General features: G+C 72.8%; 16 protein-coding genes and 1 pseudogene. 6 read left to right on the top strand and 11 right to left on the bottom strand.

Features of this window, described 5'->3' with window-relative positions; genetic code table 11:
• Positions 1–59 precede the first annotated feature (59 nt).
• From ACQP03_RS17705 to ACQP03_RS17685, 5 genes and pseudogenes are all read left to right on the top strand, one after another.
• Complete coding sequence (locus tag ACQP03_RS17705; protein WP_357118401.1) at positions 60–2,951, top strand: helix-turn-helix transcriptional regulator; 2,892 nt, start codon at positions 60–62, stop codon at positions 2,949–2,951.
• Positions 2,952–3,087: 136 nt separating this feature from the next.
• Complete coding sequence (locus ACQP03_RS17700) at positions 3,088–3,858, top strand: DUF5995 family protein (protein WP_355051163.1); 771 nt, start codon at positions 3,088–3,090, stop codon at positions 3,856–3,858.
• A gap of 372 nt (positions 3,859–4,230) precedes the next feature.
• The gene (locus tag ACQP03_RS17695) at positions 4,231–4,632 is read left to right on the top strand and encodes a hypothetical protein (RefSeq protein WP_357118405.1); all 402 of its coding nucleotides are present in this window, start codon (positions 4,231–4,233) and stop codon (positions 4,630–4,632) included.
• Positions 4,633–4,719: 87 nt separating this feature from the next.
• A complete protein-coding gene (locus tag ACQP03_RS17690; RefSeq protein ID WP_357118408.1) occupies positions 4,720–6,816 on the top strand; it encodes an amino acid transporter in 2,097 nt (698 codons plus the stop codon).
• 170 nt (positions 6,817–6,986) lie between these two features.
• Positions 6,987–8,500: pseudogene (locus tag ACQP03_RS17685) on the top strand (hypothetical protein).
• A gap of 83 nt (positions 8,501–8,583) precedes the next feature.
• Here ACQP03_RS17685 and ACQP03_RS17680 read toward each other — a convergent pair.
• Positions 8,584–9,543, bottom strand: coding sequence for a TIGR03557 family F420-dependent LLM class oxidoreductase (locus tag ACQP03_RS17680; protein WP_357118414.1), 960 nt, complete (start codon positions 9,541–9,543; stop codon positions 8,584–8,586).
• A 542-nt stretch (positions 9,544–10,085) separates the two neighbouring features.
• On the opposite strand from ACQP03_RS17680, the gene ACQP03_RS17675 reads away from it, so the two are divergent.
• Positions 10,086–10,451, top strand: a complete 366-nt coding sequence (locus ACQP03_RS17675) for a hypothetical protein (RefSeq protein WP_357118417.1) — start codon at positions 10,086–10,088, stop codon at positions 10,449–10,451.
• 128 nt (positions 10,452–10,579) lie between these two features.
• Here the strand turns inward: ACQP03_RS17675 and ACQP03_RS17670 are convergent, their stop codons facing one another.
• The 10 genes from ACQP03_RS17670 to ACQP03_RS17625 form a co-directional block, all read right to left on the bottom strand.
• On the bottom strand, positions 10,580–11,398 hold the full coding sequence (locus ACQP03_RS17670; protein ID WP_357394262.1) for a methyltransferase: 819 nt from the start codon (positions 11,396–11,398) through the stop codon (positions 10,580–10,582).
• 64 nt (positions 11,399–11,462) lie between these two features.
• Entirely contained in the window at positions 11,463–12,233 is a 771-nt protein-coding gene (locus ACQP03_RS17665) for an ABC transporter ATP-binding protein (protein WP_357394264.1), read from the bottom strand.
• The gene (locus tag ACQP03_RS17660) at positions 12,233–12,976 is read right to left on the bottom strand and encodes an ABC transporter ATP-binding protein (RefSeq protein WP_357394266.1); all 744 of its coding nucleotides are present in this window, start codon (positions 12,974–12,976) and stop codon (positions 12,233–12,235) included. The genes ACQP03_RS17665 and ACQP03_RS17660 overlap by 1 nt, the downstream gene beginning before the upstream one ends.
• Entirely contained in the window at positions 12,973–13,983 is a 1,011-nt protein-coding gene (locus ACQP03_RS17655) for a branched-chain amino acid ABC transporter permease (RefSeq protein WP_357394268.1), read from the bottom strand. The genes ACQP03_RS17660 and ACQP03_RS17655 overlap by 4 nt, the downstream gene beginning before the upstream one ends.
• Positions 13,980–14,876 (bottom strand): branched-chain amino acid ABC transporter permease, encoded by an 897-nt coding sequence (locus tag ACQP03_RS17650; RefSeq protein WP_357394271.1) that lies wholly within the window; start codon positions 14,874–14,876, stop codon positions 13,980–13,982. The genes ACQP03_RS17655 and ACQP03_RS17650 overlap by 4 nt, the downstream gene beginning before the upstream one ends.
• Positions 14,873–16,066 carry an ABC transporter substrate-binding protein gene (locus tag ACQP03_RS17645; protein WP_357394273.1) on the bottom strand — a complete coding sequence of 398 codons (1,194 nt, stop codon included), beginning with the start codon at positions 16,064–16,066 and terminating at the stop codon, positions 14,873–14,875. The genes ACQP03_RS17650 and ACQP03_RS17645 overlap by 4 nt, the downstream gene beginning before the upstream one ends.
• 39 nt (positions 16,067–16,105) lie before the next feature.
• On the bottom strand, positions 16,106–16,510 hold the full coding sequence (locus ACQP03_RS17640; RefSeq protein ID WP_355051152.1) for a roadblock/LC7 domain-containing protein: 405 nt from the start codon (positions 16,508–16,510) through the stop codon (positions 16,106–16,108).
• Between the two features lie 16 nt (positions 16,511–16,526).
• Positions 16,527–18,983: a sensor histidine kinase gene (locus tag ACQP03_RS17635; RefSeq protein ID WP_357118440.1), complete on the bottom strand. Its 2,457-nt coding sequence runs from the start codon at positions 18,981–18,983 to the stop codon at positions 16,527–16,529.
• Positions 18,984–19,162: 179 nt separating this feature from the next.
• Entirely contained in the window at positions 19,163–19,642 is a 480-nt protein-coding gene (locus tag ACQP03_RS17630) for a helix-turn-helix transcriptional regulator (protein ID WP_357118443.1), read from the bottom strand.
• Positions 19,643–19,882: 240 nt separating this feature from the next.
• Positions 19,883–21,175 carry a cytochrome P450 gene (locus ACQP03_RS17625; protein WP_433457564.1) on the bottom strand — a complete coding sequence of 431 codons (1,293 nt, stop codon included), beginning with the start codon at positions 21,173–21,175 and terminating at the stop codon, positions 19,883–19,885.
• Positions 21,176–21,362 lie beyond the last annotated feature (187 nt).

Below are 21,362 nucleotides of genomic sequence, written 5' to 3'. Positions count from 1 at the left end.
TACCACAAGCGGCAGATGGCCGTAGAACGGTCGGGGGGCCTGTGATTAGGCTGCGTGCCATGGCCAGCGATGTGGACACCGCACCGCTCGTGGGCCGGGCCGAGCTGGTACAGACGGTTCGGTCGGCGCTTCTCGGTGACGTGGCACAGGGACAGACGGCCGCCGTCTTCCTTACCGGCGAGAGCGGTGTGGGCAAGACCCGGATCCTCGGCGAGGTCGGCGTCCGACTGCGTGCGGCGGGCGCGTTGGTGTTGACCGGCAGTTGCCTGGACATCGGCGACGCCTCCCCACTGCACCCGTTGCTCCAGGCGCTGCGGCGTTTCGACGCCGACCTGACCGCCGCGCAGGCGCGCACCTCCTCGGCCGTACGTGGGCTGTTGCAGGTGTTCGCCGACGAGACCGGCGGCCCGGACGGCGCGGGCACCCTGTTGGAACGCGTCTCCCGGGGTCTGCACCTGATCGCCGAGGGACGACCGCTGGTGCTGATCCTCGACGACCTGCAGTGGGTCGACCGCAGCACCCGGCAGCTCCTGCTGTACCTGTTGGCGGGTCTGGGCGACCTGCAACTCTCGGTGCTGGCGGCGGTACGCGCCGAATCGTTGCAGGGCGCGCATCCGCTGCGCCGCGTGCTGACCGAGCTGCGCCGGCTACGGACGGTACGGGTGCTCGACCTGTCTCCGCTGGACCGCGCCGACACCGAACAGCTCGCCGCCGCGGTGGTGGGCCGGCCGCTTGCCGTCGAGGCGGCCGAGCAGGTCTGGCAGCGCAGCGGCGGCAACCCGTTCGTCATCGAGGAGCTGGCCCGCGACCTGCGGGACGGGCGGGACGGGCTGTCCGAGACGCTGCGCGAGATCTTCCTCGACCGGGTCGACGCGTTGCCGCAGCACGCGCACGCCGTGGTGCATGCCGTGGCGGCCGGCGTCGAGCCCGTGCAGCACTGGTTGTTGGCCGAGGTGCTGCACCTGCCCGACGGCGAGTTGATCGAGGCCGCGCGGGCCGCGGTCGCGCACCGGTTGCTGGTCAGCGCCGACGACGGCTACCGGCTGCGGCACCGACTCGTCGCCGAGGTGCTGGCGCACGAGCTGCTGCCCGCCGAACGCTCCGGGCTGCACCGCCGCTACGCCGAGGCGCTCACCGCGGCGCCGGGCGAGCTGCGGCAGGCCCGGTTGGCGCATCACTGGCGGCTGGCCGGCGAGCCGGCCCGGGCGTTGCCGGCCGCGGTGGGCGCCGCGCAGGAGGCCGAGCGGCTGCACGGTTACGCCGAGGCGCACCGCCACTGGACGGTCGCGTTGCAGTTGGCCGGCGACTCCGGCTCGCCAGAGGTGGACCGGGTCGAGCTGCTCGGTAACGCGGCCGAGGCGGCCCACCACTGCGGTGAGCACGCCCGCGCCTTGGCGTTGCTGGAGGAGTTGGTCGCGGTGCGGGGTGGCGCGCCGAGCTGCGCGCTGCACATCCGCCGGGCGCGATACCTCGCCGCCGCGGGCCGCTCCGCCCTCGCCGAGAAGGAGTACGAGCGGGCCCTCGACGCGTCGGACTGCTCGCCACGGGAACGGGCGACCGCCGCCGCGCGGCTCGCCGAACTGCTGCTGCACCTGGGCCGGTACGCCGACGCGGGCCGGCGCGCGCGGGAGGCGCTGGCGTTGGCCGCCGAGGTGGAGGGGTCCACCACCGAGGTGGTGCTCGCCAGCTCGGCGCTCGGCTTCAGCGACGCGTACCTGGAGGACCCGGAGGCCGGGCTGGCCGTCGTGCGTCAGGCCCTGGAGACCGCCGAGCGCTCCGGCCAGCCGGAGGACGTGGCCTGCGCGTACCTGCACCTGGCGGAGCTGTTGACCGGGCCGCTGAACATCCTCGAAGAGGGTGTCGTGGTGGCCCGCCGGGGCGCCGAGCGGGTGGCCGAGCTGGGCCTCGGGCGTACCTATGAGACCCGTCTGTTGGCCATCGCCACCAACGGGCTGTTCCGGGTGGGGCAGTGGGCCGAGGCGGAGAAGGTGGTGGCCGCCGCGCTGCGGCACCGACCGTCCGGGGCGGACGCCGTCGAGCTGCTGCTGGCCCGGTGCCGGCTGTCGGTGGGCTACGGCGACATCGCGGCCGCCGACCGGGACCTCGACGCGGTGGCGACGGTGCTGGCCGGGGGCGGCGCCCGACACGTCATCCCGCTGCTCACGCTGCGCGCCGGGCTGTCGATGTGGGAGGGCCGGCACGATGTGGCTCGCCAGGCGGTGCAGCGCGGCCTCACCGAGAGTCGCTCGGACGACGTGACGATCCTGTCCGCGCTGGTCTGGCACGGGTTGCGCGCCGAGGCGGAGGCGCACGCCAGCCGTACCGTCGACGTGGACCCGACGGCGGTACGCCGGCTGCGGGACGTGGCCGAGCGGGTGGCGCGCAAGAGCGCCGCCGCGGCCCGACCGGTGCGGTCGGTGGTGGACGGCTTCCTGGCGCTGTGCGCCGCCGAGGTGAGCCGCCTCGACGGCAGCGACCCGGAGCTGTGGGCCACCTCGGTCGCCGAGTGGGACCGGCGTAACCACCCCTACCCGGCGGCGTACTCGCGGCTGCGCCAGGCTGAGGCCCTGTTGGCCCGACGGAGCCGGGTGGCCACCGCGGGCAAGTTGCTCCGGGAGGCGTACGGGGTGGCCCAGGCGTTGGGCGCCGTGCCACTGACCTCGGAGATCCGGGAGCTGGCCGGGCGGGCCCGGGTGTCCCTTCAGGAGCGGGACAGCGCCGACGGCGCCGGCTCGGTCGAGCCGGCCGACGACGAGTTGGCGACTCTCACCGCGCGGGAGCGGGAGGTTCTCGCGCTCGTCGCCGAGGGGTTGACCAACCGGGAGATCGGGCAGCGGCTGTTCATCAGCGAGCGGACCATCGGCGTGCACGTGTCGCATATCTTCGACAAACTGCAGGTCCGCACCCGCGTGCAGGCCAGCGCGATCCACCTGCGTAGCGCGCGCGGTTGACCAACCCACTACGTATCCCCGGCGCGCGTGTGCGCCGGGGATACGTCGTTCTACTGATCCCGGCGGCGGTTGCCGGCTGAGAGGCTGTGCCCCGTCGACGGCGTCGCGTAGGCGCAACGACCATCATGGAGGAGAGATGACCGAACCGGTCTGGGGGCCCGTGCACCGGGACATCGTCGACCTGCTCGCCGATCACCCGGCGGACGTGCCGGCGGTGGTCGACCATCTCACGAAGCTCCAGGACCTGCTGGTGCGGTTGCCTCCGTTGGAGGCGAGCTGCCCGCTCGCCGACTTCAACAGGTTGTACCTGACGATCACCAGCAGTGTGCTGGACGGCCTGTACGACGACCGTTTCGTCGACCCGGTCTTCCTCTCCCGCCTGGACGTCGAGTTCGCGGCCCGCTACTTCGACGCTCTGCGGCTCTGGACCGACTCCAGCCCGGGCACGCCGAAGGCGTGGTCGTGTCTGTTCTCGCGGATGCGGGGGCCTGACGCCCGCCCGTTGCCGTCGGCGGCGGCCGGTGTGAACGCGCACATCAACTTCGACCTGCCGTTCGCGTTGGTGACGACGTTCGACCACCTCGAGTCGGAGCCGGTCGACGGCACCGACCAGCACCACGACTACCTCGAGATCAACAACATCTTCGCCGACAAGATCCCCGGTCTGCGCCGGGGCTACCTGGAGCGGTGGCAGCTGCTCATTGACATGCTCAACGGCGACATCGACGACTGGTACCAGGGGGAACTGGTCGAGTACACCCGCGATGTCGCGTGGCGCAACGCGCAGAAGATCTGGCGGTGCCGGCACGATCCGGACGCCCGAGAGTGCGAGCGTCTGCGGCTGGACGACAACGCCGCTGCGCTTGGACGGTTGCTGCTCTCGCCCCTCGGGGCGTTCCTGCAGTAGCCGGGACGGGGGGTCCCCGCGCTCCGCCCGTGGGGGCGGCGGAGCGCGGGGGCGCAACCACCCGCCCGCTCCACCTACCCGCGCGGTCCGCCGGCACCCGTCGGCGGCGACCGGGTAGTCGGCCGGTCGGCCCGGGGGTGTCGACCGTCTGCCGTCGTCGGCCGGCCCGGGGGTGCCGGCCGGCGACGGGGGAGCGGCGGGTGCGGGGCGGGTGCGGCGAATCCGGGGGTGTCGACCGATGAGTTCCGGGTACGCCCGCGCCATGACCGTCCTGGACCGGCGTCGTCCCGCTGCCCGACCTCGTCCCGCGCGGCCCGGTCCGCTGCGTCCGGGCGGCCCGGTCTCGCGGCCGGCTGCCCGGCCGGGTGCCCGATGACCGACGTGCCGACCCGGCTTCCGTTCCGCTTCGACGCGGCGTTCCGTCCGGCACTGGCGCTGGTGGGGGTCCGCCCGGCGACGGCCTGGGTCGCCGTCGACGACCGGGACCTGGAGATCCGGTACGGGCCGTGGCGGCTGCGGACCGGCCGGGACAACGTGCTCGGCGCCGAGGTCGGCGGGCCGTACCGGTGGTGGCGGGTGATCGGCCCGCGCCTGTCGCTGGCCGACGGCGGCGTGAGTTTCGGCAGCAGCGCGCGGGCAGGGGTCTGCGTGCGCTTCGGCGTACCGGTGCCGGCCCTGTCGCCCGCGGGCTGGCCCCGGCACCCGGCGGCCACGGTCACCGTCGCCGACCCGGCTGCCCTGGCTCGGCTGCTCGGCGGACCGGACCTGCCCTGAGCAGCCCACCTACCTGTCCCGTTCGGCCGCTCGGGCCGTGGGCTGGCACCTACGGTCGGATCAGGACCTGCGAGGGTGGGACGGGCGATGGCTGACGAGCACCGGGCGAGACCGCGACGCTGGGGCGGACGACGCCACACGCCGACCGGGCCGGACCCGGCCCTGCGCGCGGCCCGCGACCCGGCCCGGCCGCACCCGGGCGGTCGGCCGGGTGTCGTGGTGCCGGAGCGGGTGGACAGCCCGGCCCGCTCGACGACGCCGGCCAGCCCGCTGCGGCGGTGGCTCTTCGAGCACCAGGTGCAGCCGCCGGGCCCGGAGACGAGCGAGGGGCAGAACCGCCGGCACGCCTGGTGGCAGGTGATGTGCCTGACCGGCGTGGACTACTTCTCCACCCTGTCGTACCTGCCGGGCATCGCGGCGGTGGCCGCTGGCGCGCTGTCTCCGCTGGCGACCCTGCTGATCGTCGCGCTGACCCTGTTCGGCATGTTGCCCATGTACCGGCGGGTCGCCCAGGAGAGTCCGCACGGGCAGGGTTCGGTGGCGATGCTGGAGCGGCTGCTGCCGTTCTGGCGGGGCAAGATCTTCGTGCTCGTGTTGCTCGGGTTCGTGGCCACCTCGTGGATCATCACGATCACCCTGTCCTCGGCCGACGCCACCGTGCACCTGCTGGAGAACCCGTTCCTGCCGGACGCCCTGCACGGCCCGGCGGTGCCGGTGCTGCTCACCGTGGCGCTGCTGCTCGTCCTCGGCGGGGTGTTCCTGCTCGGCTTCCGTGAGGCGGTGGTGGTCGCCATCCCGTTGGTGGCCGTGTTCCTCGTGCTCAACGCGGTGATCGTGGTGGTCGCGGTGGCCCGGATCGCCGGCGATCCCACCATCGTGTCGAACTGGACGGCGGCGCTGACGGCGAGCGGCGGCGGACCCGGCGACGTGCTGCTCACCGCCGTGTTGGCCTTTCCGCTGCTGGTGCTGGGCCTGTCCGGCTTCGAGACCGGAGTCAGCATGATGCCCCTGGTGGCGGCCGACGGACCGGACCGGCAGGCCCGGCTCGCCGCCCGGATCCGGAACACCCGGCGGTTGCTCACCACCGCCGCGCTGATCATGTCGGTGTACCTCATCTCGACGACGTTCGTGACCACCGCGCTCGTCCCGGCCGCCGAGTTCCGGCCGGGTGGGGCGGCGAACGGACGGGCGCTGGCGTATCTGGCGCACACGTACCTCGGTGAGGGGTTCGGCACCGTCTACGACCTGAGCAGCGTGCTCATCCTCTGGTTCGCGGGCGCGTCGGCGATGGCCGGGCTGATCAACATCGTGCCCCGCTACCTGCCCTCGTACGGCATGGCCCCGGAGTGGGCTCGTGCCGTACGTCCGGTGGTGATCGTCTACACCGTCGTCAGCGTCGCCATCACGGTCGCCTTCCGCGCCGACGTCAACGCCCAGGCCGGCGCGTACGCCACCGGCATCCTGGCGATGATGGTGTCCGGCGCGGTGGCGGTGGCCATCTCCGCGGTCCGGAGCCGTCAGCGCGGCGGCGCCATCGGCTTCACCGTGCTGACGCTGGTGCTGCTGTACGCGTTGGTGGAGAACGTCATCGAGAAGCCGGACGGGATCACCATCTCGGCGCTGTTCATCCTCGGCATCATCGCGGTGTCCCTGGTCTCCCGGGTCACCCGGACCACCGAGCTGCGCGCCGAACGGATCGAGTTCGACGAGGCGGCCCGACGGTTCGTCACCGAGTCGCTCGCCCACGACGGTCAGTTGCACCTGATCGCGAACAAGCGCCAGGGCGGGTCCCTGAAGGAGTACACCCTCAAGGAGCGGGCGCAGCGCGGCATGAACCCGGTGCCCGGCGCGTCCGACGTGCTGTTCCTGGAGATCGACGTGGTGGACCCGTCGGGATTCAGCCAGGTGCTGCGGGTGCACGGGGTGGAGGTGGGCGGCTTCCGGGTGCTGCGGGCCAGCAGCGCGGCCGCGCCGAACGCGATCGCCGCGATCCTGCTGGCGCTGCGCGACGCGACCGGGGTACGCCCCCACGCGCACTTCGAGTGGTCCGAGGGCAGCCCGATCGCGCACCTGCTGCGGTACCTGATCCTCGGCCGAGGGGACACCCCGCCGGTGGTGCGGGAGATCATCCGCCGTACCGAGCCGGACCCGCTGCGCCGCCCCGGCATCCACGTCGGCGGCTGAGGACACGCGCCGTCTGGTACCGAAAAAGATGAATGGCAGCACTATTCACGTTCACACCTCACTGTCCGGATTGCGGTCATATCGTGACCTCTGGTGGTCGGCGGCACGTCCGGCCCCCCGCGCCCGAATGGGACGCGGTCACGGCACGTACGCAGGAAGGCAGGAACCGGATGTCCACGTACCGACCAGGAGATCGCCCAGCTCGACCTCGACGGCGGTCCCGATGGTTCTTAGCCGGCGGGCTCCTGGCGGGGAGCCTGGTGGTGGGCGCGGCCGGGGTGGCCGGCGTCGCCGCCGCCGCCGACCGTGACCTCTCCCTCGGCGTCCTGGGCCGGTTGACCGCCGCCGACCGCGACGACGACCGACGCTCCGGCGACGGGTCCACCCCGAGCGCGGCGGGGACGACGCCGAGCGGGCCCGGCCGCAGACGCCGGGTACCGGCAAGCATGGCGTGGTCGAGGTGCCCTGCGACGCGGCGAAGCTGGTGGCCGCGTTGGTGGCGGCCAACGCGGAGGGCGGCGCCGAGCTGCGGCTCGCGCCCCGGTGCCGGTACACGCTGACCGAGGCGTTCCACGAGACCGACCAGTACGACGGCGGCATCCGCGACGCCCGGGAGCAGGCCGACGCGGCGGAGACCCCCGGGGACGCCGACGCCCCGCCGCACAACCCGGCCGACGACACGGCCGGCCTGCCGGTGATCTACCAGCCCATCACCATCGACGGCGCCGGCGCGACGATCGCGCGCGACGCCCAGGCCGAGGCGTTCCGGTTCTTCACCGTCCGCGACGGCGGCGAGCTGACCCTGCGCGACGTCGAGCTGCACAACGGCCGCTCGGCCATCGAGGGCGGAAGCGTGCACGTCGTGCACGGCGCGACGGCCGTGGTGGAACGGGTCACCGTCACCCAGAGCACGTCGCTCTCGCCCGAGGGCGGCGGCGGTGGGATCTTCAACGACGGCAACATGGTGGTCACCGACTCCACCTTCATCGGCAACAGCGCCTCCGGCGCCGCGGGCAAGGGCGGGGGCCTGCTCAACGGCGGCGTGTTGACGCTCAAGCGCTCGGAGTTCCACCACAACAGCGCCAACGGCTACGGCGGCGGGCTCGGCAACTACCGGGGCGCGGCCGACGTGGAGAGCACCAGCTTCGCGCAGAACAGCGCCGGGCAGGGCGGCGGCCTGGCCAGCTTCTCGGCCCGGACGAAGGTGTACGACACCGAGTTGCTGAACAACACCGCACAGGTCGGCGGCGGCGCCGCCAACTCCGACGCGGTGCTGGTGATGCGCAAGATGACCATCCGCGGCAACACCTCCACCGTCAACGGCGGCGGCATCTCGACCGTCAAGGGGCTGCTGCCCCTCGACGACAGCGTGGTGGCCGGCAACACCACGCACGGCATCGGGGCCGGCATCTACACCGAGAAGTCCAACCTGCTCGTGCGCGGCAGCGACGTGACCGGCAACGAGGCGGTCGGCGCGACGTCCAGGGGTGGCGGCATCTACGCCACCGCGGGCGCGGTGGCGCTCTACACGAGCAAGGTCACCCACAACGCGGCCACGGTGAAGCCGGGCGGCATCTTCGCCGAGCACGCCCAGGTCAAGATCGACGACGAGAGCGTGGTCGTCGAGAACGAGCCGACCAACTGCGAGGGCAGCGCCGTACCGATCGCGCACTGCTTCCGCTGACTTCGACCCGTCCTTGATCCTGAGCGCAGACGCCCGCCCGGACAGCCGTCCGGGCGGGCGTGCTCGTGCTCGTGCACGGCCGGTCAGCTCGGCGCGCGCAGCCGCCCGGACAGGTCGGTGGCGAAGAAGTCGAGGAAGCCGTCGGGGTCCGGACCGGCGTTCTGCAGCACGATGTGGTCGAATCCGGCGTCGACGTACGACCGGACCTTCGCCACGTGCGCCTCGGGGTCGGGGCCGACGGCGAACAGCGCCCGGACGTGCTTCTCCTCGACGTGCGCGCTCGCCGCGTCGAAGTTCACCGGGTTCGGCAGCTCGCTCATCACCTTCCAGCCGGTGACCATCCACCGGCTGGTCTGCAACACCGCCCGCACTGCCTGCTGCTCGTCGGTGGCCCAGGCCAGCGGCGCCTCGGCGTAGCGGGGGCCCGATCCGCCGGCGCGCCGGTAGTGCTCGACGACCGAGGCGTCCGGATCGGTGGCGAACAGTCCGTCGCCCAGTTCGGCGGCGAGCCGGGCCGACGCCTCCCCGCTGGCCGCGACGGCGATCACGGGCGGGGTGTCCGGCAGGTCGAAGACCCGGGCGTCCTCCAGGCGCAGGTGCCGCCCCTCGTACGACCGGTAGCCGCCCTGCCAGAGCAGTCGGATGATCTCCAGCGCCTCGCGCAGCCGTTCGTGCCGTCCCCGTACGCTGGGGAAGCCCTGCCCCACCACGTGCTCGTTGAGCCGCTCACCGGCCCCGACGCCGAGGGTGAACCGTCCGTCGGAGATCAGCCCCATGGTGGCTGCCGCCTGCGCGATGATCGCCGGGTGGTAGCGCACCGTCGGGCAGGTCACGCCGGTGGCGAGGCGCAGCGTGGTGGTTCGCGCCGCGATCGCGCCCAGCACGCTCCACGTGAAGGACGAGTGGCCCTGCGCCTCCAGCCAGGGGTGGTAGTGGTCGCTCATCTCGACGAAGTCGAAACCGGCCTGCTCGGCCCGGACGGCCTGCCGGATGATCTCCTGCGGCCCGAAACCCTCCGAGGCCAGCTTGTAGCCGATCTGCATTGGCGCGCCCCCGCTCCGTCCCGGCCCTGACGGCAGTCGGTTCCCGACCGCAAGACCGACAAACCAGCGCCATGGGCCCGCCCGTCGTTTTCACACACCGGAAACATTCCAGGCAGTTGATCTAGGCCCGTCACCTGGGTCGGGTCCCCAGGCTGAGGGTTTTCCGGGCAGCCACTTCAGCTGTCTTCCGGGCTCCCGGCTCGTGGGAGGCGGTCGGTGCCGACGGTGGGTGCTCGTCGTTCTCGGCGGTGAAGCGGGCGTCGTGGGGTTGGGGGGCCCTACCTGGACGCCGGGGTCGTACATCGACTCTCGGGCTTCCCGCTGCGGCGGGGTGGATCTTTTGCCGGTGCCGGATCCGGCCCGGTGCCCACGTCGGTGAGTGGGTGGAAGGTCAAGATCGGTCACGTCTTTGTTGCCGGCCGGGGTCATATGATGAATTTTTGCCCATCTGTAGATCTGCATACATCGATGTAACCCGATCGCTGACTGTTAGTAGCCTGCTGCGGACCGTCCGGTCGAATGTCTCGAGGGGAGAACCAGGCGTGCAGAAGAAGAAGTTGTTCATCAGCAGCGCAGCGGCACTATCGGTCAGCGGTCTTCTGCTGATCGTTCCTCTGAGCGGGGCGAACGCGGCTGACACCAGTCCCGCCGCGAGCAAGAAGCCGTCCGGGATGACCGCACTGTCGCAAACGACAGGGACTCCCGTAACAGTGGTGGCGGGCGCGAACAATATCTCCTTCGCCACCTGCCCCGCTGGCACGATCGTCACCGGAGGAGGCGGACAGACATCCGCGTTCGACATCTTCCTCACTGACTCGTTCGCGTCGGGCAACGGCTGGGCGGTACGAGGCTCCAACCGGGGAACCACGGCTCAAACCCTTACGGCCGTCGTCACCTGTCTCGGGTAGACCAGTTCGCAGATGGGCCCGTTACCCCCGGTGTCGGGGGTAACGGGCCCGCGGTCGTCCCGGGCGTTGACAAAGCCCTCCATGGGACGTCGACGGCCGAGCAGGGAGGGGTGGTGTCCTAGGACGGTTTAGGGGGTGTGGGGGGTGGCACCGAGGCGGCCTCTGGTGGAGACGAAGTGGTAACTCATGACGGCGAACGCCGGGTCGCGGACCAGTCGACGGAAGGCGGTGAGCTGCTGCGGTGACAGGCCGGCCGCCAGCAGGTCCGGCTCCAACTGGCGGGAGTTCGTCTCGTAGAGCGACGTGCCGGTCGACCCGCCGGCCCAGCTCTGCGAATGGGTGACGGTGTCGACGTCGGCCAGGCCGGCGAGGGTCATCTCGGTGTGCACGTCCTGCGCCCACCCCAGGTCGGCGCCGTGGTCCTGGAGCACCCCCATCATGGTGTCCATCACCTGCGCGAACAGCTTCGCCGCGTCGTCGCTCGGCGCGGTCAGCACCCGTACCGGCGTGGTGCAGTCGAACTCCTCCACGACCAGCCAGCCGCCGGGGGCCAGCGCTCCGGCGAGGGTACGCAGGACCCGCCGGCGCTCGGGTAGGTGCAGCAGCACCAGCCGGGCGTGGACCAGGTCGAACGCGTCCCCGGGCGGGGGATCGGCGCGGACGTCGTGCCGGCGTACGCGCAGGTTGCCGTCGGCCACGAGGTGCGTGGGGTCGATGTCGGTGGCGAGCACGCTGCCGTCCCCGCCGACCGCGCGGGCGATCCGCCGGGCCATCGAGCCGCCACCGGCCCCGACCTCCCAGCAGGTCGATCCGAGGCGCAGGACCGGACGGGCCAGGCGGCGCATCGTGATCGGGTCCAGGAAGGACTCCAGCGCCCGCATCTGCGGTACCGCGTCCGGTGCGCCGTTGTCGAAGGTGTACGTCCTGTCGCTGGTCGGGGTCGCCATACGTCGTCCGCCTCTCCGAGTGGGTGACTGCGGGGTGTCGGCCCCGCACGCGGGGGCCGGCTGACTACGGGGTGTCGGCCCAGAGCCGTGGGCTCGCTCCGGTGCCCGGCGGTGTGCGGGTGGCGGTGATGCCGACCATCGCCTCCAGGCGGCCCGGGTCGCTGCGCGCCTCGGTGGTCGGCCGGTCATAGACCACCCGGCCGTACTCCAGCACCGCCACCCGGTCGGCGACCTCGATCGCGTGGCGGAGCTGCTGCTCGACGAGCAGCACCGTCAACCCGTTCGCGGCGAGGTGACCGACGAGGTCGCGGACCCGCGCGGCCAGGTCGGGCGCGAGCCCCTCACAGGGTTCGTCGAGCAGCAGCACCCGCGGCTGGCCGAGCAGTGCGCGGGCGATGGCCAGCATCTGCTGCTCGCCGCCGGAGAGTTCGCAGCCACGGTGTCGCAGCCGTACCGCCAGGCGCGGCAGCAGCTCGAGGATCCGGGCCACCGTCCAGCCCTCGCCGCCGGGTGTCGCGGCCCGCCACGGCGCGGCCGCCAGGACGAGGTGCTCGGCGACCGTCAACCGGGAGAAGACCCGCCGGCCCTGCGGTACGAGGCCGACGCCGGACTGGGCGACCCGGTGGGGTTGCCGTCCGGCCACGTGGACGCCGCCGATCTCGACGCGCCCGCTGGAGGCGCGCACCAGCCCGGCGATGGTGTGCACGAGAGTGCTCTTGCCGGCGCCGTTGCGACCCACCACGGCCTGGATGCTGCCCGCCGGCACCCGCAGGTCGACGTCGTGCAGCACGGTCCCCCCGGAGTAGCCGGCGCAGAGCCGCTCCACGTACAGCATCAGGACACCCCGTCGGCGTAGGCCCGCCGCACCAGCGGCGAGGTACGGATCTCGTCCGGTGTGCCGGTGGCCACCGTCCGGCCGTCGCGCAGCACGGTGACGGTGTCGCAGAGGGCGTACACCAGGTCCAGGTGGTGTTCGACCAGCAGCACGGCGACCTGCCGGGGCAGCGCCGCCAGCAGTTCGGCGAGCCGGCCGACCTCGCTGGCGGACAGTCCGGCCGCCGGTTCGTCGAGCAGCAGCAGGCGGGGACGGCCGGCGAGGGCCATCGCGATCTCCACCTGTCGGCGTTGCCCGTGTGCGAGCTGGCCGGCGGGTACCGACGCGAGGTCGGACAGGTCGAGCTGATCGAGCAGCGCGGTGGCGCGCCGTCGGGCGGCGTCCCGGGTTCCACCGGGCCACCAGCGGTGTGGTCGGACCGTCCGGGGCAGCGCGGCGACCTCGATGTTCTCGCTGACGGTGAGGGTCGCGAAGACGGCGGGCCGCTGGTGCGTCCGGTCCATGCCGCGGCGGGCCCGGGCCGCCGGTCCGAGCCGGCTGACGTCGCTCCCGGCGAAACGCACCGTGCCGCGCTGCGGGCGGGTCGTCGCGCCGAGCACGTTGAGCAGGGTTGTCTTGCCGGCCCCGTTGGGCCCGATCAGGGCGTGGCGCTGGCCGTCGTGCACGCACAGGTCGACGTCGGTGAGCGCGGCGAGCGAGCCGTACCGCACGGTGACCTTCTCGGCGCTGAGCAGGCAGGTCATACCCGTAGCTCCGGTGTGCGGGCGGCTGCCGCGGCCGGGCGGTCCAGCGTGGGGACGGGTTGCCGCGACCGAGGGCGGCGGACCCGGGTGACGCCGGTGGGCAGCAGGTAGACCGTCGCCACGAACAGCGCGCCCAGCACCAGCGGCGCGTGTCCGGGCAGGACCCCGAACAACCAGTCGCGTACGGCGATGACGAGAACCGCGCCCACCAGCGCGCCGCCGACCGACGCGGTGCCCCCGATGACGACGCCGAGCAGCAGCAGCGCCGAGGTGTCGAAGCCGAAGTCGGCGGGGGAGATGTACTGCTGGGCGACGACGAGCAGGGAGCCGGCCGCGCCGGCGATCGCCCCGGCGGCGACGTGCGCGCCGGACAGGTACAGCGGCACCCGGTGCCCGCTGGCCCGTAGCCGCGCCTCGTCGTCGCGGGCGGCCCGCAGCAGCAGTCCGCCGCGGGTGCGCACCAGCAGCAGGACCGCGCCGACAAGCGTCGCCACGACGATGAGGGTGTAGACGTACCGGGCCCGGTCGGAGGCCAGCACCGGCAGTCCCCACAGCGGACGGACCGGGGTGATCCCGGCCAGGCCGTCCGTGCCGCCGGTCACCGACCGCCAGCGTCCGAGGACGGTCACGACGAGCTCGCCGATCGCCAGGGTGATCATCAGGACGATGACGCCCCGGGCCGGCACGACCAGCGGCAGCGTCACGGCGGCGAGCGTCGCCCCGGCCAGCGCCGCCACGGCGACCTGCACCACGCCGACGTCCGAGACCTGGCTGCCGAGCACCGCGCTGGCGTACGCGCCGGCGGCGTAGGGCGCGGTCTGACCCAGGGTGGGCAGGCCGGCGACCCCGGTGAGCAGCGCGACGCTCACCCCGACCAGGCCCAGCGCGAGGGTCCGGGCGAGGATCGCCGCGGTGTAGTCGTCGACCACCCACGGGGCCACGACCAGGCCGGCGACGACGAGCACCGCGATGGTGGCGCGTACCCGGCGGAGCACTCCGTCCCTCACGTCGCCGCCCACCGCAGGGCCAGACCGCGCGCCCGAACGGCGAGCACGGCGGCCATGGCGGCGAACAGCAGGAACGGGGCGGCGGACGGCAGCAGCGCCACCCCCAGCGTCTGGATCTCGCCGACCGCGAGCGCCGCGAGCAGGGTGCCCGCCATGGAGCCGAGCCCACCGAGGACGACGACGACCAGCGACAGCAGCAGTACCGTGTCGGCGGTGTCCGCGCCGGGGCCGATGATGGGCGCGCCGAGGACCCCGGCCGCGCCGGCCAGCGCGCCACCGGCGGCGAGCACGCCGACGCGGATCCGTGTCGGGCTCACGCCCAGGCAGGCGACCATCTCCGGGTCGTCCACGGCCGCGCGGACCAGCATCCCGGCCCGGGTCCGCCGCACGATCAGGTAGAGACCGGCGGCCAGCGCCGCCGCCACGACGATGAAGACCAGCCGGTACGCGGCGTAGCGGTGCCCGGCGACCGCCACCGACCCGTCGAGGGCGGCCGGGACCCGTACCTGCGGGTCGTCGGGGCCGAAACCGGCGACGAGGAGGCTGCCGCCGGCCAGTGCCACCCCGAAGGTCAGCAGCGCCTGGGTGAGGTGGTTGCCGGTGGCGACCGGCGTGAGCAGCCCGGCGAGCACCACACCGGCCGCGGCGGCGGCCAGCACTCCGACCCCGAGAGCCAGCGCGAGGCTCGCCCAGCCGCCGTCGAGCACCGCCGCGGCGGTGTAGCCGCCGATCGCGTAGAGCATGCCGTGTGCCAGGTTGAGGATGTTGGCGACGCCGAAGCAGAAGACCAGGCCCGCCGCGGCGACGAACACGAGCAGCCCGTAGGCGACACCGTCCAGCGCCGGGATGAGGTACGGGTCGATCCGGTTCGTGCCCGCCGCGACGGTGCTCACCGGCCGACGGTCGCGAGGTCGCCCACCACGGTGTTGGACAGTGCCCGACCGTCCTGGCGGACCTGACGCAGGTACCACTTCTGCACGGGCGAGTGGGTGACCGAGGAGAACTGCCACGCGCCGCGTGGGCTGGCGATCTGCCCGAGCTTGCCGATCTCCGCGTTGATGGCCTCCGGTGTCGGGTCGCTGCCGGCGGCGCCGATGGCGCGGTCGAGCACCGCCGCCGCGTCGTACGACGCCAGGGCGTACGTCGTCGGCGACCCGTCGTGCTTGGCCTTCCAGGCCGCGACGAAGTTGCGGTTCTCGGCGTTGTCGAGGTCGGGGGAGTAGTTGAGCACGGAGTAGATGTCCCGGGCCGCCTCGCCCTGGGCGTTGAGCACGCCGCCCTCGGTGAGGAATCCGGCCGCGTACAGCGGGATGTCCTTGATCTCGGACTGGGCGTACTGCTTGACGAAGTCGACGGCGGCGCTGCCGGCGTAGAAGGTGTAGACGGCCTGCGCGCCGGAGGCCTTGATCCGGGCGAGGTACGGCGTGAAGTTGGTGGTGGCCGGGAACGGTGTGAAGGTGGTCTTGCCGTCGGGGTTGGCGAGCGTCCCGCCGGCCTTGGCGAACGCCTCGGTGAAGCCCCGCAGCTCGTCCCAGCCGCCCTGGTAGTCGGGGCCGATGGCGTACACCGAGCCCTTGACGTTGTCCTTGACGTGCTGGGCGATCGCGGCGCCCGGCTCGTCGGAGAGGTACGAGGTGTGCCACACCCGGGAGACGTCCTTGATCTCCGGTCGGCCGTTGGAGCCGACGAGCGGGACCTTGGTCTCCTGTAGCAGCGGGTAGACGCCGGCGACCGAGCCGCCGCCGACGATGCCGGTGAGCGCGGCGACGCGGTCCTGCTTGAGGAGCTTGGTCGCCGCCGGCACGGCGGTCGCGGCGCCGTTGCCCTCGTCGGCGACGACGAGGTCGACCTGCCGGCCGCCGAGCTTGCCGTCGTGGGTGTCCAGGTACAGCTCGAAGCCGTCGCGGATCTCCTTGCCGACGGACTGGTACGTCCCGGACAGCGACGCGAGGAGTCCGATCTTGATGGACCCGCCGCCGCTCGTGGCCGGTTCGTTGTCTGCGCAGGCCGTGCTCACGGCGAGCACGAGCGTGAGCAGCGTGGCGCCGACGGCACGGCTGCGCGCAGGGGTGGTGAGGGACATGTCGTCTCCAGGGGAAGAGGGAGGGGGTCGGTCGGTGGGTCAGCGGCTGCGGGCGAGCGCCGCTCGGGCCGCGGGGGTCAGCGCGTCGCCGATCCGGTTCGCCAGCTCCGTCATCTCGTAGGACACCTTGCCCACGTCGCAGTCGGGCGCGGCGAGCACGAGCAGCGACGCGCCGTCGTTGAAGGCCATCGAGAACATGAAGCCGCCCTCGAGCTGCGTGACGTTGGAGATCACCGCCCCGGCGTCGAAGAAGGCCGCCGCGCCCCGTAGGAGGCTGACCAGGCCACTGCCGGTCGCGGCGAGCTGGTCCGCCCGGTCCGGCGGCAGGTCGCGGGTGGCGGCCACCATCAGGCCGTCACTGGAGATGGCGATCGCATGGCTGACCTCGGTCGCGCGCTCGGCGAAGCTGTCCAGCAGCCAGCCGAGGTCCTGGTGGTCGGTCACGTGCTCTCCTGTCCCGTCACTTGTTGCTCAGGTTGATCGGGGTACGCCGGCGGGCCGCCACTCCGCGCGCGTACGCGGCCATCGCGGTGGCGACCTGGGCCGGGTCGCGGTACTCGGAGCGTTGCTGCGGGGCGGGCGGGGTGACGCCGCCCGGCACCAGATGCCGCTGCGGTTGTCGTTTGGGCAGCCCGGCCGTGGTGGTGGTGGCCACCTCGGGCGTCTGGGCCTGGGCGGCGGTCTGCCACGCGTCGTCGGCGGGGCTGGACCACTGGCGGCCGTTCGGGGCGTCCACGACGTCGGCGTGGAACCAGTGGTTGACCTGTTCGAAGATGAGCAGCTCCTCGGTCGGCGCGTCGGCGGGGTCCAGGCGGGGCGTCGGGCGGAACACGGGCGCCGCCGGCAGCGTCCGCGTGGCGGGGGCGCGCCCGGCGGTGGGTTCCGGGCCGGGCCGGTACGGGGGCGGGGCGGCGGACGTGCGGGCGGCCCGCCGGGACAGTCGGCCGGGCGCGAGCAGGTACTCCTCCGGCGGCAGTGACCGGATCATGGCAGCGGGTAGCGTCGCCTCGGCGAGGGTGCCGCGTCGGGGGCCACGGCGTAGTTGGACGCTCGCGCCGAGGCGGGCGGCGAGCTGACCCACGACGACCAGGCCCATGGCCCGGACGGCGGCGACGTCGATGGCGGGTGGCCGGGCCAGCAGCTCGTTGAGTTGCTGCAATCGTTGCGGGGGCAGGCCCACGCCCTCGTCGCTGATCTGGACGATGACCCGGTCGCCGAGGCTGCGGCCGCTCACCCAGGTCTCGCTGCCCGGCGGTGAGTAGGCCGTCGCGTTGTCCATGAGTTCGGCGAGCAGGTGCACGACCTCGTCGACGGACTTGGCGGCCACCGCGACGTCGCCGTCGACCATGCCGAGCCGGATCCGCGGGTAGTGCTCGATCTGGGACTGGGCGGCCTGGAGCACCTGTTGCAGGGGGACGTCGTGTTGGCGTACCCGGCCGACGCCGACGCCGCCCAGCACGAGGAGGCTGGCGTTGATCCGGCCCATCCGGGTGGCCAGGTTGTCCAGGGCGTAGAGCTGGTGCAGGCGGTCGGGGTCGGTCTCGTCCCGTTCGACCCGGTCGACCTGCGCGAGCACGGCGTCGACGAGCCGCTGTTCGCGTCGACTGAGGTGGATGAAGATGTCGGCGGTGTTGGCGCGCATCACGGCCTGCTCGGCGGCGGTCCGCACGGCGGCCTGGTGCACGGCGCTGAACGCCTGACCGAGTTCGCCGATCTCGTCGTCGCTGGATGCCTCCAGGGCCGCCGTGGACTGTTGGCGGGCCAGCTCGTCGGGGTCGACGCTGGAGCTGTCGGGGCGTTGCAGCCGGGCCACCACGGCGGGGAGCTGTTCGAACGCGACGGCGTTGGCCGCGTCGCGCAGTCGTCGCAGCCGGCGGGTGATCTGCCGGGCGACGGCCCAGGTCACCAGGGCGGTCAGCACCAGCGCCAGGAGTACGCCGACGGCCTCGGCCACGGCCCGGCGGCGCTGGTCGGCGTACGCGGCGCGCACGTCGTCGAGCACCGCCACGTCGACGCGGCCCCGCAGGTCGGCCAGGCGGGCGGCGCGCTGTTGCGTCGTGGTGACCCAGTCGGCGGTCGCCAGGCGCAGCGACGATCCCGGTTGGGCGCGGTTCACCTCGTCCTGCATCCGTTGCAGGGCGAGCGCCTCCGTGCCGGTGCCGGCCTGCTCCCACCAGAGGCCCCACTCGGCCGGGGCGAGGGCCAGGAACGACAGGCTGGACTCGGTGTAGCTGGTGCGGGCGGCGGTGATGTCCTGCTGGGTGGCGGGGGTCAGCTCGCCGGCCGCCACGGCCCGCAGGACGGCGACCTGCTGCTGGCCGATCGCCTCGGCGGTCTTCGACAGCGCGGCCGAGGCGCGGATGCCGTCGGCGAGCCGCGCGTTGACGACGCCGTGCGAGACGTTGTCCCGGAAGGTGATGAGGTCGGCGATCGCGATGCGGTAGCTGAACGTCATCGCGGACACCGAGGCGTGTTCGGCCGTGCGGACCTGGGTGCGCAGCGGTGCCAGGCCGTCGAGCGCGGCGTCGACGCGGCGCAGGAGCGGGGCGTTGGCGTCGGTGGGCACCCGGTCGCGCTGGCGGCGGTAGCGCGCGACGGAGGCGTCGGTGGCGGCCATCTCCGTGCCGAACGCGTCCTGCTGTTCGGCGGCGGCGTTGGTGAGCAGGTCGGCGGCCGCGACCCGTTCGCGTTGCAGCCGGTACGCCAGGTCACCGGCCTCCGCGCCGAGGCGGGCCAGCACCTCCAGGTCGCTGGCCCGGCTCGTCTGGCGGGCGCTCTCGGTCAGCGCGAGGCCGGCGAACCCGATGACGGCGACCAGTGGCGCCGCCACGATGAGGCGCATCCGGCCGGCGATCTTCCAGCCGCGCTGGCGGGTCGGGTAGGGTCGGGCCGCGTGGGACCTCGTGCTCGACGCCAAGATTGACTCCCGCGACTCGTCGATGACGGTCTATACGCACCTTGCCGAATGCAAGTCCCATTCCGCCGGAACCCGCGTTCGGAGGCCAGACCTCGCGGTGGTACAAACTGGCCGTACCAGCATCTGTACCCAGAGTCAGCGGCCGGTGGCGTGCCGCCTCCGGCCGGTGTGGGACGCGCTCAGGGCTGATCGTCGAAGCGCTCCGGCCCGCGCCGTGGTGCGGCGTCGTCCGCCTCGGGTTGGCTGCTGAGCACCTGACCGATCAACTCGCGCAGCTCGTCGATGGCGTCCACCACGGCGCCCGGGTCGCGCGCGTCGCGACGACCGCGCTGGCGCGGCACGGGTGGGTCGAGGCGAGCGCGGTCCGAGGATCGCGGACCCCGTCGACCGTCCGCCGCCAACTGTTCGGCCGCGACCTGCGGCCACAGTGTGGCCAGCCGACCGCCGGTGTCGAGCACGTCGTCGCAGCGGACCGCGAACTCCTGGCTGCCGAAGCGGCGGCCCGACTCCACCGCCGCGACCGTCTCCCGGCTGAACCGCACCAGGTCCGCCAGGGCCCGCTGGGTCAGGCCCCGCCGTACCCGGCAGGCGCGCAGCTCCCACCGGAACTGTTGGCTGGCCGCGGAGTACGCGGCGCTCGGCGGGGGCGTGTGCTCCATGCGCTCACCTTCGTGGCGTCCGCGAATCAGCGACGGGCGTCAGATCGAGATTGACCGACGGGCCGGACATTCATAGGGGGCAATTCTTAACCCATGACACGATGGGTGTGAAGACGTGCGCGATGAATTGTCGCGCAATGCGCGAGAGATCCACGCGCCCGACTCGTCCGCAGGTGTCGGCAGCGTCCTGCCGATAGGACCCGGGCCGCCGCACCGGTCGACACCGCCGTGGCCTGCCCGTCAGGCGGCCTGTGCCGTGGCCGGAGCGGTCGGGGTTGCCTCCGGGACGTCGGCGGGCGCGTGGATGTCGATTGTCGCGAGCAGGGCGTCGTGCGCCCGGAACGACACATTGGGGGTGAACGAACGGCGATGGTCGGGGGAGAGGCGCAGGCCGGGAATGGTCGCGGCGAGGTGGGTCAGCGCGACGTCGGCCTCCAATCGCGCCAATGCCGCGCCGATGCAGAAATGTGGTCCGTGGCCGAATGACAGGTGATCGGCGGCGTCCGTACGGTATGGATCGAACCGGTCCGGTCGGGCGAACACCAACGGGTCCCGGTTGGCCGCCCCGATTATCAGCAGGCAGCGTGCGCCCGCCGGAATGGTGACCTCGCCCAGGGTGACGTCCCGACGGGTCACCCGCAGCCAGCCGTCGATGGCGGGCGCGAACCGGAGGGTCTCGGCCACGAAGGCGGGCACGGAACGCGGGTCGCCGACGAGTGCGCGCCACCGGTGCGGGCTGGACAGGGTCGCGTCGAGCGCGTGGGCGAGCAGCCCGGCGGTCGTCTCGTGTCCGGCCACCAGGAGGTTGAAGGCGAGGCTCGCCACCTCCGGCACGGTCAGCACGTCGTCGTCATCGTCGCGGTAGGCCAGGGCGCGGCTGATGAAATCGCCGCCCTCGGCGCCGCTGTCGAGTCGCTGCCGCACCAGGTCCTGGCAGTAGCGCCAGAAGTCCAGCAGGCCCCGGGCCAGGTGTACCTGCTCGTCCTCGTCCGGTTGCCCCCAGATGAGGGCCACCTGGCCGTCCGCCCACCGCCGGATCCGGTCGACGTCGGCGTCGGGAACCCCGAGGATGTCCAGGATGACCAGCAGCGGAAGCTCGGTGGTGAACTCCCGGACGAGGTCCACCCGCCGGCCCTGCTGAGCGACGAGCCGGGACACCAGGTCCTCGACGCGGCGGCGGACGATCCGGCCGTACTCCGCCTCGGCCCGCTCGGCGGTGTTGGCGAAGGTCGCCCGTAGGGCGCGGCGGGTGCGGGGATGCACCGGTGGGTCGGCGGCGACCGTGGTCGGCGGCGCGTCGAGCTGCGTGACGAGGCTCATCGCCGCCGGGCAGACCTCGTACACCGGGGCCAGGGTGAGGGCGTTGCCGAACGTCGTGGCGTCGGCGAGGGCCCGCCGGACGTCCGCGTGCCGACTGATCAACCACAGGCCCAGATCCTCGGCGTACAACGCCCGAGCGGGATCGTCGAGAATGCGTCGCCAGGTGGCGGCGGGATCGCTGAGATAGGCTCCTGAGTACGGATTCAACTGCATCGAATGCCTCCTGACACGCCGCGCGAATTCAGCGGCGCTCGCATTCCGTCCGTCGCGCGAGGCGGGCCGACAATGGTGGGCATCCGCCGCCTGCTCCTCACGGTGCGCTGCCCCGATGCGTACGTCAAGATTGGTGTCTATCTATTTAGCGGTGCCGTGATTTGTGAAATGCAGGACCATCTCGGCC

It is taken from the genome of Micromonospora sp. CA-248212 (assembly GCF_050948405.1).
GTDB lineage: Bacteria > Actinomycetota > Actinomycetes > Mycobacteriales > Micromonosporaceae > Micromonospora.
The sequence above is the reverse complement of the archived record's forward strand: the minus strand, read 5'-3'. Positions and strand labels throughout refer to the sequence as shown.